The sequence below is a fragment of the Desulfosporosinus meridiei DSM 13257 genome (genome assembly GCF_000231385.2).
Lineage (GTDB): Bacteria > Bacillota > Desulfitobacteriia > Desulfitobacteriales > Desulfitobacteriaceae > Desulfosporosinus > Desulfosporosinus meridiei.
Map to the genome: position 1 here is coordinate 12,659 of NC_018515.1, position 15,990 is coordinate 28,648.

12 protein-coding genes, 5 tRNA genes and 1 other RNA gene are annotated in these 15,990 nt (G+C 39.9%); 17 read left to right on the top strand and 1 reads right to left on the bottom strand.

Going from position 1 to position 15,990, the window contains the following annotated elements; genetic code table 11:
* Position 1 precedes the first annotated feature (1 nt).
* The 6 genes from DESMER_RS00050 (at position 2) to DESMER_RS00075 (ending at position 1,654) form a co-directional block, all read left to right on the top strand.
* Positions 2-91 (top strand) — tRNA-Ser (locus DESMER_RS00050).
* Between the two features lie 34 nt (positions 92-125).
* Positions 126-202, top strand: a tRNA-Arg gene (locus tag DESMER_RS00055).
* A gap of 70 nt (positions 203-272) precedes the next feature.
* Positions 273-350: transfer RNA gene (locus DESMER_RS00060), tRNA-Arg, on the top strand.
* Between the two features lie 15 nt (positions 351-365).
* Positions 366-812 carry a tRNA adenosine(34) deaminase TadA gene (gene tadA / locus DESMER_RS00065; RefSeq protein WP_014901050.1) on the top strand — a complete coding sequence of 149 codons (447 nt, stop codon included), beginning with the start codon at positions 366-368 and terminating at the stop codon, positions 810-812.
* A 40-nt stretch (positions 813-852) separates the two neighbouring features.
* Positions 853-943 (top strand) — tRNA-Ser (locus DESMER_RS00070).
* A 189-nt stretch (positions 944-1,132) separates the two neighbouring features.
* Positions 1,133-1,654, top strand: coding sequence for a hypothetical protein (locus tag DESMER_RS00075; RefSeq protein WP_014901051.1), 522 nt, complete (start codon positions 1,133-1,135; stop codon positions 1,652-1,654).
* Positions 1,655-1,812: 158 nt separating this feature from the next.
* Here the strand turns inward: DESMER_RS00075 and speD are convergent, their stop codons facing one another.
* Positions 1,813-2,625 (bottom strand): adenosylmethionine decarboxylase, encoded by an 813-nt coding sequence (speD, locus tag DESMER_RS00080; protein WP_014901052.1) that lies wholly within the window; start codon positions 2,623-2,625, stop codon positions 1,813-1,815.
* A 213-nt stretch (positions 2,626-2,838) separates the two neighbouring features.
* Between speD and DESMER_RS00085 the strand changes: the two genes are divergently transcribed.
* The 11 genes from DESMER_RS00085 to DESMER_RS00130 all read left to right on the top strand — a co-directional run bounded on the left by DESMER_RS00085 (position 2,839) and on the right by DESMER_RS00130 (position 15,981).
* Positions 2,839-2,930: transfer RNA gene (locus tag DESMER_RS00085), tRNA-Ser, on the top strand.
* 166 nt (positions 2,931-3,096) lie between these two features.
* Positions 3,097-3,362, top strand: an RNA gene (gene ffs, locus DESMER_RS22755) — signal recognition particle sRNA large type.
* A gap of 98 nt (positions 3,363-3,460) precedes the next feature.
* Complete coding sequence (dnaX, locus tag DESMER_RS00090) at positions 3,461-5,125, top strand: DNA polymerase III subunit gamma/tau (protein ID WP_014901053.1); 1,665 nt, start codon at positions 3,461-3,463, stop codon at positions 5,123-5,125.
* A 94-nt stretch (positions 5,126-5,219) separates the two neighbouring features.
* The gene (locus tag DESMER_RS00095) at positions 5,220-5,546 is read left to right on the top strand and encodes a YbaB/EbfC family nucleoid-associated protein (protein WP_014901054.1); all 327 of its coding nucleotides are present in this window, start codon (positions 5,220-5,222) and stop codon (positions 5,544-5,546) included.
* A 7-nt stretch (positions 5,547-5,553) separates the two neighbouring features.
* Positions 5,554-6,150: a recombination mediator RecR gene (gene recR / locus DESMER_RS00100; protein ID WP_014901055.1), complete on the top strand. Its 597-nt coding sequence runs from the start codon at positions 5,554-5,556 to the stop codon at positions 6,148-6,150.
* Between the two features lie 710 nt (positions 6,151-6,860).
* A complete protein-coding gene (gene nifJ, locus DESMER_RS00105; protein WP_014901056.1) occupies positions 6,861-10,391 on the top strand; it encodes a pyruvate:ferredoxin (flavodoxin) oxidoreductase in 3,531 nt (1,176 codons plus the stop codon).
* Positions 10,392-10,524: 133 nt separating this feature from the next.
* Positions 10,525-10,779 carry a pro-sigmaK processing inhibitor BofA family protein gene (locus tag DESMER_RS00110; protein ID WP_014901057.1) on the top strand — a complete coding sequence of 85 codons (255 nt, stop codon included), beginning with the start codon at positions 10,525-10,527 and terminating at the stop codon, positions 10,777-10,779.
* A gap of 214 nt (positions 10,780-10,993) precedes the next feature.
* Positions 10,994-12,565 carry a spore germination protein gene (locus DESMER_RS00115; RefSeq protein WP_014901058.1) on the top strand — a complete coding sequence of 524 codons (1,572 nt, stop codon included), beginning with the start codon at positions 10,994-10,996 and terminating at the stop codon, positions 12,563-12,565.
* Between the two features lie 2 nt (positions 12,566-12,567).
* The gene (locus DESMER_RS00120) at positions 12,568-13,659 is read left to right on the top strand and encodes a GerAB/ArcD/ProY family transporter (RefSeq protein ID WP_042333203.1); all 1,092 of its coding nucleotides are present in this window, start codon (positions 12,568-12,570) and stop codon (positions 13,657-13,659) included.
* A 4-nt stretch (positions 13,660-13,663) separates the two neighbouring features.
* Positions 13,664-14,758 carry a GerAB/ArcD/ProY family transporter gene (locus tag DESMER_RS00125; protein ID WP_014901060.1) on the top strand — a complete coding sequence of 365 codons (1,095 nt, stop codon included), beginning with the start codon at positions 13,664-13,666 and terminating at the stop codon, positions 14,756-14,758.
* Positions 14,755-15,981: a Ger(x)C family spore germination protein gene (locus tag DESMER_RS00130; protein ID WP_042333205.1), complete on the top strand. Its 1,227-nt coding sequence runs from the start codon at positions 14,755-14,757 to the stop codon at positions 15,979-15,981. The genes DESMER_RS00125 and DESMER_RS00130 overlap by 4 nt, the downstream gene beginning before the upstream one ends.
* Positions 15,982-15,990 lie beyond the last annotated feature (9 nt).

The following is a 15,990-nucleotide window of genomic DNA, read 5'->3' on the forward strand; positions in this document are numbered from 1 at the left end:
TGGAGGGGTGTTCGAGTGGTTTAAGGACCCGGTCTTGAAAACCGGTGACTTCGTAAGGGGTCCGTGGGTTCGAATCCCACCCCCTCCGCCATTAATTTAAAGTGAATGACTATGATTATTAATTTGCGCTTGTAGTTCAGCTGGATAGAGCGTCAGACTTCGAATCTGAATGTCGGGGGTTCGAATCCCTCCGAGCGCACCAATTATTGTTTAAACAGGTTCGATATTCGAAGGTCGTATATCGAACTTTTTACTCTTTCATCAAAACTAATGGCCTTGTAGCTCAGGGGATAGAGCGGGGGTTTCCTAAACCCTGTCTTGCGGAGGTTCGATTCCTCCCAGGGTCACCAAAAATTGAGGTAACTATGCTTCATCAAGATTGGATGCGTCTTGCTCTGGTTCAAGCAGAGAAGGCTTTAGAACTAGGGGAAGTTCCGATTGGAGCCATTATCGTTAAGGACAGACAAATAATTGCCTCGGCGTTTAACGAAAAAGAACTGAGGCAGGATCCTACTGCCCACGCTGAAGTCTTAGTGATCCAACGTGCGGCTGAGAAGTTAGGTTCTTGGCGTCTGTCAGACGCCACGTTGTATGTAACCCTAGAACCTTGTCCAATGTGTGCAGGAGCCATCGTACAGGCCCGCTTAAAGCAACTTGTTTATGGGGCTGCAGATTTAAAAGGTGGAGCAACGGGTTCTGTGTTGAATGTCTTGAATACAACCCTATGGAATCATAAGGTTGATGTTGTAGCAGGGATTTTAGAAGATGATTGTTCGAATATCTTAAAATCATTTTTTAAACGATTACGGTGAAATTCTTATCAGAAATGGTAGAATTCATATAATTATATACGGAGGAGTATCGAAGTGGTCATAACGAGAGCGACTCGAAATCGTTTGACGGTGTGAGCCGTCCGTGGGTTCGAATCCCACCTCCTCCGCCATTACATAACTATGATAAGTGCTTTTGCGGTTCGCCGTAAAGGCACTTTTTTAACAAGAAAGGTATAAGAACAGAGAACATAATAAAATAGTAAAATTTTATAGCCGGATTTTTTATTTTTTTGTAATAGGAAATGTCTAGGGGAGGAAAACTAGATGAGATAATCTTAACATAATGAGAGGTGAAACACGTGAAGAAGGTTACGGACAGATTTTGGTTAGGTGTCTTATCGGGTCTAGGGGGTAACGCTGCCAAAATAGCTGTTGAAGAGGTTGCTAACAGATTGGGTATTTCGAGTAGCAAAGGTTACACAACGGCAGCAGGTATTTTTCTTAAGAAGCCTGACGTAAAATCCCCTTTAGGGAAAGCAGTGGGTATTATTGCTGATAATATGGTTGCTATGGGTCTTGGAGTAACTTGCATATATTGGGCTACTCTAATGGGTAAAGATAAAAGTTTTATTAAAGGGGCGGGGTTGGGTGCGGCAGAATGGGGGGTTCTATATGGAGTTGCTTCTAGGTTGGGTGCAACTTCTATATTTCCGGTAAAACCCAATGATGCTTTGGCCACATTCATATCCCATATGGTCTTTGGCATCGTAAAAATGGCTATTGCAGTTAACTTAGGTGATAAACGTTTATTCAAGCCAGGGAATTTGACATTGGAGATCGAGGAGCCTGAAAAATTCAAATTTAAATATCTAAGTATCTAAGTATTTAAATATATAGACTATAATTATCTCAGAATAAAGGCCATAGGGTATTATTAACAGAGGTAACGATAGTGTCCACAGGGGACACTATCGAGCCAACATATCTTATACTAAACTCTTATGAAAGACGCTAGGGTTAAAATAACTATTCAATAGTCTTAAACTCGTGGAATATTTCGTCCATAAAATATTTCAGCCATTTCTTTAGTTAAACGCTGTTTGATTCTCTTCTTTTCATTGGGAGAGAGTTCGTTTTTTGCTGTGCCAAATAAGTAATTATCTAGATTAAAGTCTTTTAGAATCATTTTGGTATGGAAAATATTTTCTTGATAGACATTCACGTCAATCATTTGATAGAGTTCTTTCTTTTCCTTGGCTATATAGTTTTGAATGGAATTAATCTTATGATCAATAAAAAACTTCCTGCCTTCGAGATCCCGGGTAAATCCCCTAATTCTGTAGTCAATGATGGCAATATCTGAGGAAAAACTAGTTAATAGATAATTAAGAGCTGTAAGAGGAGAAATCTTTCCACATGTAGAGACATCAATGTCTGCTCTAAAGGTACTAATACCTTTATTAGGGTGACTTTCTGGATAGGTATGAACTGTAATATGACTTTTATCAAGGTGAGCTACTACTGCTGAAGGAAATGATTTATTGGGATCGGTTGAAGTTTTTTTAATTAGACTGGTATCTTGTTCTTCTGAGACAAGCATAGTAACGCTTGCCCCTTGAGGGTCATAGTCTTGTTTGGCAATATTAAGAATATGTGCACCAATTATATTTGATACTTCTGTAAGAATCCTTGCTAGACGGTCTGAATTATATTCTTCATCAATGTATTGAATATATTCTTGCCTATGTTCAGATGTTTTTGCATAACAAATATCATACATGTTAAAACTGAGAGTTTTGGTGAGATTATTAAATCCGTATAATTTAAGTTCCCTTAGTTGTTTAATCTCCATTTTGTCCTCCATAACTTATTGAACATAACACACAGACATACTTTACGATTTTAAAGGAGAAAATATTCAAATATCACCAAATATCAAAAGAAAGTACTAAAATACATATATTTACAGACATTTAGGGATTGACGTGCTTGTCTATTTGCGATATAATCTCTCTTGTTCACTAAATTCCTCAAAACGCATATGTTTTGATGAAGGAACACCATTGGAGAGGTGGCTGAGTGGTCGAAGGCGCCCGCCTGGAAAGCGGGTACATTGGGCAACCGGTGTCGAGGGTTCAAATCCCTCTCTCTCCGCCATTGTGCTAACAAGCCAAAGCATCTGACTTGGGCTTTTTTACTTCTATGCCTTAAAATTTTTAGCGGTACCATCGATGACTATTATGAGTCAGCTAAGGAGGCACCGATTGTCTCCTGAAGGCTTGGCGCTAGCCAAGTTTTCTATATTTTGCTATAATTGATTTAGCCGTACTAGACGGGGAGGTAGCGGTTCCCTGTAACTTGCAGCCCGCTCTAGCAAGGTGGAATTCCTGCGAAAGGGTCACGCTTGTGAAGCAGTCTTTGATTGGCGGCGATGATATTTTGGTCTTACGCAACAGAACACTCCGAACCGTGTCAGATCTTGACGGAAGCAGCACTAAGGAGAACGTTTTGTGTGCCGTAGGGTTGCCTGAATTGAGTCTGCTGATCAAGGTAACGTTCGGAAGCGATGATTCAATCAAAGGTGTACGGCTATTTATATGAAATAAAGGTGGTCATGTACCATCTTTTTTGATACTATTCAAAAGTATAACTTTGACATATACACTCTATTTATTGAGGGTGAAGACATGGCTTATTTAGCACTTTATCGTGAATGGCGCCCGAAATTGTTTAGAGATATAGTCGGACAAGAACATATCTCTAAGACGCTGCTTAATGCTCTAAAACAAGATAAAATTGCGCATGCCTACTTATTTAGTGGGCCAAGAGGTACGGGTAAAACGACTGCAGCGAAAATTTTAGCCAAGGCATTGAATTGCGAACAACGTGATGGTCAGGAACCTTGTAATAAATGCTCTTCCTGTATTAGTATTGATCAGGGCTTAGCCATGGAAGTTTTCGAGATTGATGCAGCCTCTAATCGTGGTATTAATGAAATTCGAGATTTACGCGAAAATATTAAGTTAAGTTCAATTCAAGGTAAACATAAGGTTTATATAATTGATGAAGTACATATGCTGACGACAGAGGCCTTTAATGCTTTACTTAAAACTTTGGAAGAACCTCCTCCGAAGGTTGTTTTTATTCTAGCAACCACCGAAGTTCAGAAAATCCCTTTAACAATCTTATCCCGGGTCCAACGTTTTGAATTCCATCGAATTTCAATTGAAGGTATTCAAAAGAGATTGACTGAGGTCTGTACTTTTTTAAAGCGGGAAGTTAATCCCAATGCACTGGTAGTTATTGCTCAGAAATCTGAGGGAGGACTTCGAGATGCGTTAAGTATCTTAGATCAATGTCTTCTTCAAGAGGGTTCAATAGGGGTAGAAGAAGTATATTTGGTTCTAGGTATGGTTGGTGAAACCTATAGTTCAAAATTAGTCGATGAACTTGCTTCGGATGATTATGCTAAGTGCATAAATTTTTTATCTGATGGTATTCAACAAGGGCGAGATCCTCGGCAAATTATTAGAGAACTCTTAGATTATTTACGTCAAATGCTGTTAACTGCCGCAACCGGCGAAACTCCTATGGTTGCACCACATATTCAAGAGCGGTTAATTAAACAGAGTAAACAAATTGGAATCTCTCGCATTTTGAAATGGATTTCGATACTTTTACAAGGAGAAGGTCAGCTTAAATACGCTTCTAATGCCAGATTAGCCGCGGAACTATTATTGGTGCAAACTATTTATGGAACTCAACATCAACAGTTAAATGGGCAAGAAGAGGTTTTACAAAGACTGTCTGCCCTCGAACAACAGATCCAAGGGGTATCTCCTCTCAATAAAGTTCCTCGTGAAGTGAAGTCACCTAAAATACCGAATACAGGTGTCTTAAATACTCTAAACAATGTAGTAAAAACAGAAGTAGTAGAGAACACTAGTAGTCTGGGGGAACAAGCATCCGATAGTAATTCTAAATTAACAATTAAAAGTATTCAAGATCGTTGGAATGATGTAATGGAGCAGGTCAAAAAACGCAAAAAGTCAACTCAAGCCTTTTTGATGGAAGGAAGACCTGTTCAACTTAAAGGTAATAATTTAGTAATTATTTTTCGAGAAGGATGTTCCTTTCATAAAGATAAAGTAAATCAGGCAGAAAATCGTAAGACTGTCGAAGAAGTCCTTAACCTGATGTTTGGTACAACATTGACATTACAAAATATCATGGAAAATGAATTCAAAACCATAGATGATCAGGATAACCAAGAGTTAAAAAACCAAGAACAGATTCTAATAGATAAAGCAAAAGACCTGTTTGGTTCTGATCTAATAGAGGTAAGAGAATAGATTTTTTCATAAAGCAACATTTTATTAATACACAGTGATTAATTATTTATTAACTTAAAGATTGGAAGTGTTTAAATTGGCAGGTTTTAAAGGTATGGGTGGCGGCATGGGTGGCAATATGAACCAGATGTTGAAGCAAGCTCAAAAAATGCAAGAAGAAATGGCTAGAATGCAAGAAGAGCTTCAGACCAGAACAGTAGATGCATCTTCCGGGGGCGGAATGGTTCAAGTTGTAGTGAGTGGGAAAATGGAATTAGTAGATTTAAAAATCAAACCGGAAGCTGTAGATCCTGAAGATGTAGAAATGCTTGAGGATTTGGTAAAAGCGGCCTTAAACGAAGGATTACGGAAAGCTCAAGAGATGACTAGCAATGAGATGGGTAAATTGACGGGCGGTTTAAAAATCCCCGGATTATTCTAGGTGTTCTATGGATTTCTTAAAATACCCCCAGCCTTTAGCGGAACTAATTAGCTCCTTATCTCGTTTACCTGGGATTGGACCCAAAACAGCAGGGAGGCTGGCTTTTTACCTTCTTCAACAACCACAAGTTTCGGAGGATCTAGCAAAGGCTATTGTTGTTGCGAACAGGGATATTCGGAAATGTTCGATTTGCTCAAATTTTACTGATCATGATCCTTGCGCAATTTGTAAAAATATGCAAAGAGATCTAACTGCTTTATGTGTCGTCGAGCATCCAAGAGATGTAGTATCGTTAGAAAAAACCGGGGAATTTAAAGGAATTTATCATGTACTCCATGGTGTACTCTCTCCAATGGATGGGATTGGACCGGAGCAATTGACAATTAATCAACTTTTAAGACGTTTAGAAGGAATTAAGGAAGTCGTTATGGCAATGAATCCCACTGTGGAAGGGGAAGCAACCGCTCTGTATTTGGCTCGATTGTTGAAACCAATGGGGATCAAAGTATCACGAATAGCTCACGGGTTACCTGTTGGCGGAGACTTAGAATATGCAGATGAAATAACTATTGCCCGTGCTCTAGAGGGCAGGAGAGATTTATAAGATCTTCTTTTCATAGAATAGCAATTAACAAATAACTGTTTACCTAAGCAGAATAATATTTAAAAATCTCGCAAGAAGCCACTTTTAAACGACGATACTCTCCAGTGGAGAGTATCGCCGAGGCGCAAGGTTGGTAAGATTACGCGGGTGCCGAGGATGAGTATCGCCGAGCGCAAGGTTGATAATATTACTTACTCGCCGAGGATGAGTATCACGCTATACACCGTTGTTAGATTTATTAAGGACACTCAGAACTCATTATAATTATAGACAGCAATGCTATATAAATAGAAGTCCTTTAGACTATATAGCAGCGATTAAGAATAGGATCAATACATTCTTAATAATTTGAATATTATAATTAATCATATTTCTGTATCATGGGTTGAAACAAAACAAATTTAATTGTGAAAAACAAAACATGTCATATATAGATTTTATTATTGACCGGTATATGAATTAAAGATATACTGTGACAAAGGGGACTATTCAGGCATGACCTGAATTTGTTCCCTCACCCTTTTTTTACACCAGTTTCGTAAAAATTCAATCTTTTCAAGGCCTGATTTCAATTATGTAATTAATTAATTACTTAATTAAGTAAGAAAGTTACTTAATTAATTTAAATAATTGAAAGAGGGATCGCCATAAGAAGAGTACCTAACCTATGATTCCAAAAAATTAAATTAATCACATGAGGAGGAAAAATTATGGCTAAAATGAAAACTATGGATGGGAATGAGGCAGCCGCTCACGCATCGTATGCTTTTACAGAAGTTGCAACTATTTTCCCCATCACCCCTTCATCAACCATGGCTGAATTAGTTGACGAGTGGGCGGCCCACGGACGAAAAAACATTTTCGGACAAACTGTGAAAGTTGTTGAGATGCAATCTGAGGCCGGTGCTGCAGGTGCAGTTCATGGCTCCCTACAGGCTGGGGCTCTGACCACTACATATACCGCTTCACAAGGATTACTCTTAATGATCCCTAATATGTACAAAATTGCTGGAGAATTACTTCCGAGTGTATTCCATGTCAGTGCTCGTGCCTTAGCAACTCATGCACTCTCTATTTTCGGAGATCATCAGGACGTTATGTCAGTACGTGCAACAGGTTTTGCAGAACTTTCTTCTCACAATGTACAGGAAGCCTTAGATTTAGGCTTTATAGCTCATCTTGCAACTGTAAAGTCCAGAGTTCCGTTCCTTCATTTCTTTGATGGATTCCGTACTTCTCATGAAATTCAAAAAATTGAAGTTCCAGAGTACGAAGAGGTTGGTCAACTCTTAGATATGGACGAAGTTCAGGCTTTTCGTGACAGAGCATTAAATCCTGAGCGCCCTGTTCTACGTGGAACAGCGCAAAACCCAGATATTTACTTCCAAGGTCGGGAAGCTTCAAACCGTTTTTATGACGCCATTCCTGACATTGTTGAACATTATATGCAAGAGTACAAAAAGCTGACAGGTAGAGAATACCATCCATTCCAATACTATGGCGCAGATGATGCTGAATATGTCATCATAGCCATGGGTTCCATTTGCGATACTATTGAGGAAACTATCGACTACTTAATGGCTAAAGGAGAAAAGGTTGGCGTTGTAAAAGTTCATTTATACCGTCCATTCTCCAGTGAATACTTCTTTAAAGCATTGCCAAAAACTGTTAAGAAAATTGCCGTACTTGATCGTACAAAAGAGCCCGGCTCTTTAGGCGAACCATTATATCTTGATGTTAATGAACTTTTCTATACCAGTGATCTCAAACCTGTTATTGTTGGAGGGCGTTATGGTTTAGGTTCTAAAGATACCACCCCTTCCCAAGTACTGGCTGTCTATAAAAACCTCAAATTGGAACAACCTAAGAATGGCTTCACCATCGGTATCATTGATGATGTAACTAATACATCCTTACCGGAAGACGAAATCATCGATACTGCGCCAGAAGGGACTATTTCCTGTAAATTCTGGGGTCTGGGTGCTGATGGTACAGTTGGAGCCAATAAACAAGCAATTAAGATTATTGGAGATCATACCAAGCTTTATGCCCAAGCATACTTCCAATACGACAGTAAAAAATCTGGCGGAATTACAGTTTCTCATCTTCGCTTTGGCAAAAAACAGATTAAATCCCCTTACTATGTGACAGGAACTAATTACATTGCATGTCACAACCAAACTTACGTTTACCAATATGACCTCTTAAAAGGCCTTAAACAAGGCGGAAGCTTTGTTTTGAATTGCCAGTGGACACCGGAAGAGTTGGATCAAAAACTACCTGCATCCATGAAAAAAGCTTTAGCAAAGAATAAGGTTAACCTCTATATCATTGATGCTGTATCAATTGCACGAAAAATCGGACTTGGAAACCGTATTAATATGATTATGCAAGCCGCTTTCTTTAAGCTTGCTAATGTTATTCCTGTTGAAGAAGCTGTCGATTATCTCAAAGCATCTGTGGTAAAAACCTATGGCAAGAAAGGTCAAAATATTGTTGACATGAATACTGCCGCGATTGACATGGGTGTAACATCCCTCGTCAAGGTTGATATTCCAGCTGTTTGGGAAAATGCAGACAATGCCCAGGCTGAGGCTGCTGCAGCAGTTGATGAACCGGATTTTGTCAAAAACATTCTACGCCCGATGAACGCATTAGAGGGAGATAGTCTTCCTGTCAGCACCTTCATAGGTCGTGAAGATGGAACTTTCCCTGTAGGAACCACCAGCTTTGAAAAGCGTGGTATTGGTGTAATCGTACCGGAATGGCAAATTGATAATTGTATCCAATGTAATCAATGCTCTTATGTTTGCCCTCATGCAGCAATTCGCCCCTTCTTATTTAATGAAGAAGAAGCAAAAAGTGCTCCGGAAACCTTTGTAGGTAAGAAAGCTATTGGTAAGGAAGCAGCTGGCTTGCAATTCCGTGTTCAAGTAAGTGCTTTAGATTGTACCGGTTGTGGAAACTGTGCGGAAGTTTGCCCGGCTAAAGTAAAGGCTTTGGTTATGAAACCTGCCGCAGAGCAAACTGAGCAACAAGTTGCCAACTGGGAATATGCTGTTACCCTGAAGAATAAGAGTAAGCTTTTTGATGTAACAACAGTTAAAGGTAGTCAATTTGCACAACCCTTACTAGAGTTCAATGGTGCTTGTCCGGGATGTGGAGAGACTGCTTACGTTAAACTCATTACCCAATTATATGGAGATCGTATGATGATTTCCAATGCAACCGGTTGTAGTTCGATTTGGGGTGGAAGTGCTCCAGCGGTTCCCTATACTACGAATGAGGACGGTAAAGGTCCTAGCTGGGCTAATTCCTTATTTGAAGATAACGCTGAATTCGGTTATGGTATGTATTTAGGCGTTCGTCAGAACCGCGAAAAGCTGTTTGACTTAATTACTGAAGCCTTAGAAATGGATATTAGTGCAGATCTAAAAGAAGCATTCCAAGATTGGCTGGCCGGTTGGGATGATGCTGATGCCTCTAAAGCTGCCGCAGCTAAGATTCTCGCAGGATTGAGCGGATACACAGGAGATAATAAGGTTATTGCAGAAATTCTGGCGAAGAAGGATCATCTTATTAAGAAATCCCAATGGATTCTCGGTGGAGACGGCTGGGCTTATGATATCGGATTTGGTGGCTTAGACCATGTCCTAGCCTCGGGTGACGATGTAAATATCTTTGTTATGGATACTGAAGTTTATTCAAATACTGGTGGCCAGTCTTCAAAGTCCACACCAAGAGCAGCTGTAGCTAAATTTGCTGCTGCAGGTAAGAAAATTCGTAAGAAAGACCTAGGCATGATCGCTATGAGTTATGGATATGTCTATGTTGCGCAGATTGCTTTAGGAGCTAACATGGCTCAAACCATTAAAGTAATTAAAGAAGCCGAAGCTTACAAAGGACCTTCCTTGATTATTGCTTACGCTCCTTGTATTAACCATGGACTTAAATCTGGAATGACTAAGAGTGTACAGGAACAAAAGAAAGCAGTTGATGCTGGTTACTGGCATCTCTATCACTTCAATCCCGACTTGATTGATCAAGGCAAGAATCCGTTTAGCCTAGATTCGAAAGAGCCAAGTGCATCCTTCCGTGACTTTATCATGGGCGAGGTTCGCTACTCATCCCTCTTGAACACCTTCCCTGAAAGCGCTGAAGAACTCTTTGTAGGTGCGGAGAAGTATGCGAAGGTTCGCTATGAGTCATATAAACGTTTGGCTGAACAAAAGTGGGATTAATTCATAACAGTAAATTCTAAATTAACAACAATGAAAGAAAAGAGAGTAGGTTATTAGCCTGCTCTCTTTTTTGTGTTCTACTTTGCTCTTATAAGCATATGCTTAAATATGCTTTAGGCAAAGGAGGATTTCCATGACCTTTGTTTTTTTGGGATTATTTGCAATATTATTGGCATTAATTGTGCGTTCGTCTTTGGGACAACCTAGAGTCTTTCTTAAAGTACTAATACATGTTTTGGGAGGAGTTGTGGGGCTCTGGCTTTTAAACTTACTGTTAACTGTAATCGGCTTGGATATTCCAATTAACCTGTTTACGATCTTGCTGGTAGGGCTATTAGGTTTCCCGGGAGTATTAGCTTTAACGGTCTTACAACTGCTGGGGATATAGCAGGAAATAGTAGACTCAAAATCACCTAACTGTGGAGAACAAAGAAGAAACTGCCGTGTAAATGCGCAGTTTCTTCTTTGTTTTACCAAAAAAGTCTAATTCCAAAGTTTTTATTTTAGTAAGGGGTTAGGATTTAGGTATAAGTCAGGAGATATAACTACGAGCGAATAATCAACCCATTACAGGACAAAATATGCTGAATGGGAGGGATTTCATGTCAAGCTGGATGAAGATGCTTAAAGATCTTACAATACGACCAAAGGGAGAACGAAAAATACGGAAATCTCCTTCTTTTTCATTTGAAGAGGATATGAATAAACCTCTATCAGGGCAGGCCGTAAAAGAAATCCTATCAAAAAGCAGTGATATTGTCTTTCGAGAGTTTAGTTTTCCCGGAAAAAGTCGTATCCCTTGTATGTTAGTAGTAGTTGACGGTCTTGTTGATAAAAATATACTTGATCAATTTGTTTTAAAACCTCTTATGGTGGATTTAATTGATCACCCAGAGCTAGAGCGGGTCACACTATCTAATGTTATTGAAATCACAATTCAAAGTTTCCTCCCTGGCATAGAAATTAAGAAGATATCGAAAATGGAAGAGGCTGTAAGTACAATATTATCTGGCGACGCAGTTATCTTTTTTGGAGAATCTACTGAGGCAATTTCTATTGGGGCCAGGGGATGGGCTAATCGCGGCGTCAATGAGCCTATTGCGGAATCTATTGTAAAGGGGCCACATGAAGGCTTTACCGAGACCCTTCGAATTAATACCTCTCTTATACGGCGGAAGATTAAACACCCTTCATTGAGGATTATCTCCCTAAAACTAGGGGATATATCAAACACCGAACTTGTAGTAACTTATATTGAGAAAATAGCAAACAAGGATATTGTTTCTGAGGTATTACTGAGGTTAAGCAAAATTAAGATGGATAGTGTGATAGATGTGGGATATATAGAGGAAATGATTGAAGACTTTCCCTATTCGCCCTTCCCCCAGATTGCTTATACTGAACGGCCGGATGTGTTAGCTGGCAAGCTCTTAGAGGGGAAGGTAGGAATAATTCTTGACGGAACACCTATAGTCCTAGTTGTACCGGCAATACTAGTAGAGTTCCTAAATGTTAATGAGGATTATTATCAAAGAGCTATGACAGCAATTCTTTCACGTTTTGTACGTTATGTTGGAGCCTTTGTAGCTGTTGTAGCTCCGAGTACTTATATTGCGGTTACAACATTTCATCAAGAAATTATCCCGACGGATTTATTAATGAGTATATCCGCAGGCCGGCAGGGAGTACCTTTTCCCGCCTTATTAGAGGCCTTAACAATGACCATAGTATTAGAAATATTACAGGAAGCCGGCCTAAGATTACCCAAACCAATCGGACAAACGATTGGAATTGTAGGGGCACTTATTATTGGGGACGCAGCAGTAAATGCAGGCTTGGTCAGTCCTCTGATGGTCATTATCATTGGTTTGACAGCTGTTGCGAGTTATGCTATCCCCTATTACGACCTTAGTTTAGCTGTGCGGCTCTTACGATTTCCTCTGATGATATTGGCTGGCATTCTTGGTTTCTTTGGCGTAGCAGTTGGCCTTTATGCTATCTTGATCCACTTATTAGGACTTCGGTCATTTGGAGTGCCGTATACAAGTCCTATTGCTCCTCTACGTGTACGGGCCTTGTTACAGGATACTTTCGTTAGGGCCCCATGGTGGGCATTGAAGCGCCGACCTCAATTGATTGATGTTCAAGAACCCCGCTCAAAGGGGAAAGGGTGACAATGGAAAGAATTTCAGCACATCAATTCACAACTTTAGGAGCAGCGATATTGTTAGGAACCACATTTCTTCCCGTGGCCTCCATAGTTGCTTTAGTCGGGGGGAGAGATGGCTGGATGAGCGTTATGCCGGGATTTGCACTAGGAATTCCTTACAGTCTGATGGTATTGTCTCTTATGAAGTATTATCCTCGCAAAAATTTATTACAGATATCTGAAGAGGCCTTTGGAAGGTGGATCGGAAAACTAATAGGGATAATTTATTTATTATGTGCCATCTACCTCGGGGGTTTATTGCTGGGACAAGTTGGGGATATCTATCAAACATCAATTATGCCTCAAACTCCTCTATGGATTTTTTTCTTAGGTGGGATCATCCTTGTTCTATACCTAACCAGATCGGGAATTGAAGTTTTTGCACGCTTTTCTGAGATAACCTTCCCTCTTATCGTGGTGGCAATACTTTTAAACGTTGGACTGTCTATTCCACGAATTGAGCAAGGAGAGCTTCTGCCAATCCTAGGGGAGGGATTAATGCCTATCTTTAAGGGCTCATTGAAAGTTATTCCTTTTGTAATGACTTATATACTCTTTTTAGCCGGAATTATTGCTTATTTGCCTACGGATAAGAAAGCAATTGGTCAATTGAAAACCGGAGCTTGGAAAGTCATTTTCTGGGCAGGCATGCTTGACACCCTTATAGCACTGATCCAAATGCTTGTTTTTGGGCCAGCAGAGACTATTCGTCTGGTATACGGACTACTGGCATTAGGGAAAATGGTTGAAGTAAGTCGGACAGTTTCGGGAGTGGAATCCTTATTTCTGGGTGTTTGGTTTGCTGCTGCAGTCATAAAGATAGGATCACTTCTTTTTGTAGCAATATGGGGTTTGGAAAGTGTTTTTGGTATGAAAGGTGTAAGATGGAAACATTTAACGGCTGTCGTATTTCTGGGAATTGCCTTTAAAAATGTCAGAGCGCCTTCTTTAATTACTGAAATTGGGCTTGTTGATGAATACCTAATTATGCCTTTTGTATCTCTTTGGATACCGGTTCTCTGGGGAGTTACGCGCTGGAAGAGGGGAGCTGGAAACTGAAGAAATGGAAAGAATATCCTCACATCAATTTACTATACTAGGAGCAGCAGTACTTATGGGGACGACCTTTCTCCCCATAGCCTCGCTGACAACTGGGGTCGCCGACCGGGATGGTTGGATGTCTGTGTTGCCTGGCTTTGCCCTAGGTATCCCATTTGGCTTGATGATCTTGTCGTTGTACAAAAAGTACCCTCAAAAGGACTTACTACAGATGACAGAAATCTTACTGGGAAAATGGGTTAGCAAAATAATTGGTGTACTTTATATATTAATTGTGAGTTACTTTGGTGGTTTATTGTTAGGACAAATCGGAGATATTTATGAATCATCGATTATGCCACGAACCCCAATTGAGATGTTTTACCTGGGGGGGCTGTTACTAGTTTTATACTTAGCCAGATCGGGCATTGAAGTTTTCACGCGTTTTACCGAAGTGGTCTTTCCTTTGGTTGTAATTGCCTTAGTGTTGAATATTGGACTTTCCATACCACGTATAGAACAAGGAGAACTAATGCCGATTTTAGGTCAAGGAGTAGCCCCAATTATTTTGGCTGGTTTCAAAGTAACTCCGTTTGTAATGGAATACATTCTGTTTTTTGCTGGAATTTTACCTTTTTTACCAACCGATAAGCAAGAGTTTACTCGTTTGAAAAAGGGGGTATGGTTAACAGTTTTTTTAGTAGGTTTTGTGAATACCTTAGTTGTCTTAATGCAGATAGTCATATTTGGACCTTCTGAAACTGTTAACTTAGTCTATGGTTTACTTGTATTAGGGAAAATGGTAGAGGTAAGTCGAACAATTTCCGGAGTTGAATCCTTGTTTTTGGGAGCATGGTTTGGGGCATTGGTAATAAAGATTTGTGCCTTCTTTTTTGTTGTTCTTTGGAGCTTAGAAAGTCTATTTAGGCTTAAAGGAACTAAGAGTCATTTGGTTATCGGGATGATATTTATGGGGGTTGCCCTCAGTAATAAGCGAGGGCCTGGCTTAATTGTAGAAATTGGACTTGTTGATAATTATCTTATTTTTCCTTTTGCAAGTCTATGGATACTCACGATATGGACGTTTTCTCACTGGAAGAAGAAAGCGGGTGTCTCATGAAAAGTAGCAGAGAAAAGTATATGGCCGGACTAATGATAATCTGTCTGTTTATAATTTTATCAATATCGGGATGTTGGGGAAAGCGAGAAGTAGAAGATTTAGCCCCTCTGATGGGAATAGGATTTGATCTGGGGAAAAAGCCAGGAACATATCTTGTTACACAACAATATGCAAAGACGAAAAAGGGAGGTAATAGCGGGGCGGAAACTGAAGAACGGACTTTAGGTGCGGAAGCCTCAAGTGTCAGAGAAGCCTTTGACATAGTATCTAAAGCAGCTTATCGAACCCCCTTTATGGGCTCATTAAAGGTAATCGTCATTGGAGAGGATGTGGCAAAAGCTGGCGGCTTTAACAATATGTTAGATTTTGCTCAGCGTTTCGCAGAATTTCGCCGTTCAATGTATCTGGTTATTGCTCGAGGCAAGGCTGAAGACGTGTTAAATTTAAAGCTGCGCTCCGAGCAACTGCCGGCATTATATATTAGAAGTATTATTGAAGGAGGACATGACCTATCAGCCTTTCCCATGGTACGCTTAGGACATTACCTTACAGTTTTGGGCACTAAAAGCACTGCCCCTATCCTGCCGGTTGTCGAAGCAGTTAAGGATGGAGAAGGGATTCACTATAAAGCAGAAAAAAGTGATGAGGCCGGAGAGATTCGAGTTGAAGGAGCAGGAGTTTTGAATGGAGATCAATTAGTTGATTTTCTAAATGATGAAGAAACAAAAGGGTATATGTGGCTGGAAGATGATGTATTCAACCGATTGATTAATACTGTGGATCTCAAGGAAAGCACCGTGAAGTTTAGTGGTCAAGTCCTGAAATCTAATACAAGGTATAAAGTTAAAACAGATGGCGGAAATTTTGGTCTAACCTATCAAATAAGAACGAGCATTGCTATTGATGAAGTTTTAGGGCTGGAACGACAACTGTCCGGGACGGATTGGGTAGAACTAGTTAAAGAGGCAGAAGCTAGCTTTGCTGAAGTAATTCAGAAGGAATGCGAGAGTGCCATTAAAAAACAAAGAGAATTAGGTTTTGATTTTCTAGGGATTGGAAGGCATATTGAGCAAAGAAACCCTAAGTATTGGAAGAATATAAAAGAACGTTGGAAGCAAGAAGTTTCCGATTTTCCAGTTTCCTTTGACATAAAAGTAACAGTTCATAATACCGGAATGTCCAGCAGCAGTGCGACTAATTCAGAAGGAGAGGGGCAAGACTAGGGTTAGAAG

Bases quoted from the DNA above. Each gene is read 5' to 3' on its own strand.
- DESMER_RS00125 (WP_014901060.1), top strand. From the start codon at position 13,664: ATGGAAAGAATATCCTCACATCAATTTACTATACTAGGAGCAGCAGTA.
- nifJ (WP_014901056.1), top strand. From the start codon at position 6,861: ATGGCTAAAATGAAAACTATGGATGGGAATGAGGCAGCCGCTCACGCA.
- DESMER_RS00115 (WP_014901058.1), top strand. From the start codon at position 10,994: ATGTCAAGCTGGATGAAGATGCTTAAAGATCTTACAATACGACCAAAG.
- DESMER_RS00120 (WP_042333203.1), top strand. From the start codon at position 12,568: ATGGAAAGAATTTCAGCACATCAATTCACAACTTTAGGAGCAGCGATA.
- dnaX (WP_014901053.1), top strand. From the start codon at position 3,461: ATGGCTTATTTAGCACTTTATCGTGAATGGCGCCCGAAATTGTTTAGA.
- recR (WP_014901055.1), top strand. From the start codon at position 5,554: ATGGATTTCTTAAAATACCCCCAGCCTTTAGCGGAACTAATTAGCTCC.
- DESMER_RS00130 (WP_042333205.1), top strand. From the start codon at position 14,755: ATGAAAAGTAGCAGAGAAAAGTATATGGCCGGACTAATGATAATCTGT.
- tadA (WP_014901050.1), top strand. From the start codon at position 366: ATGCTTCATCAAGATTGGATGCGTCTTGCTCTGGTTCAAGCAGAGAAG.
- speD (WP_014901052.1), bottom strand. From the start codon at position 2,625: ATGGAGATTAAACAACTAAGGGAACTTAAATTATACGGATTTAATAAT.
- DESMER_RS00110 (WP_014901057.1), top strand. From the start codon at position 10,525: ATGACCTTTGTTTTTTTGGGATTATTTGCAATATTATTGGCATTAATT.
- DESMER_RS00095 (WP_014901054.1), top strand. From the start codon at position 5,220: ATGGGTGGCGGCATGGGTGGCAATATGAACCAGATGTTGAAGCAAGCT.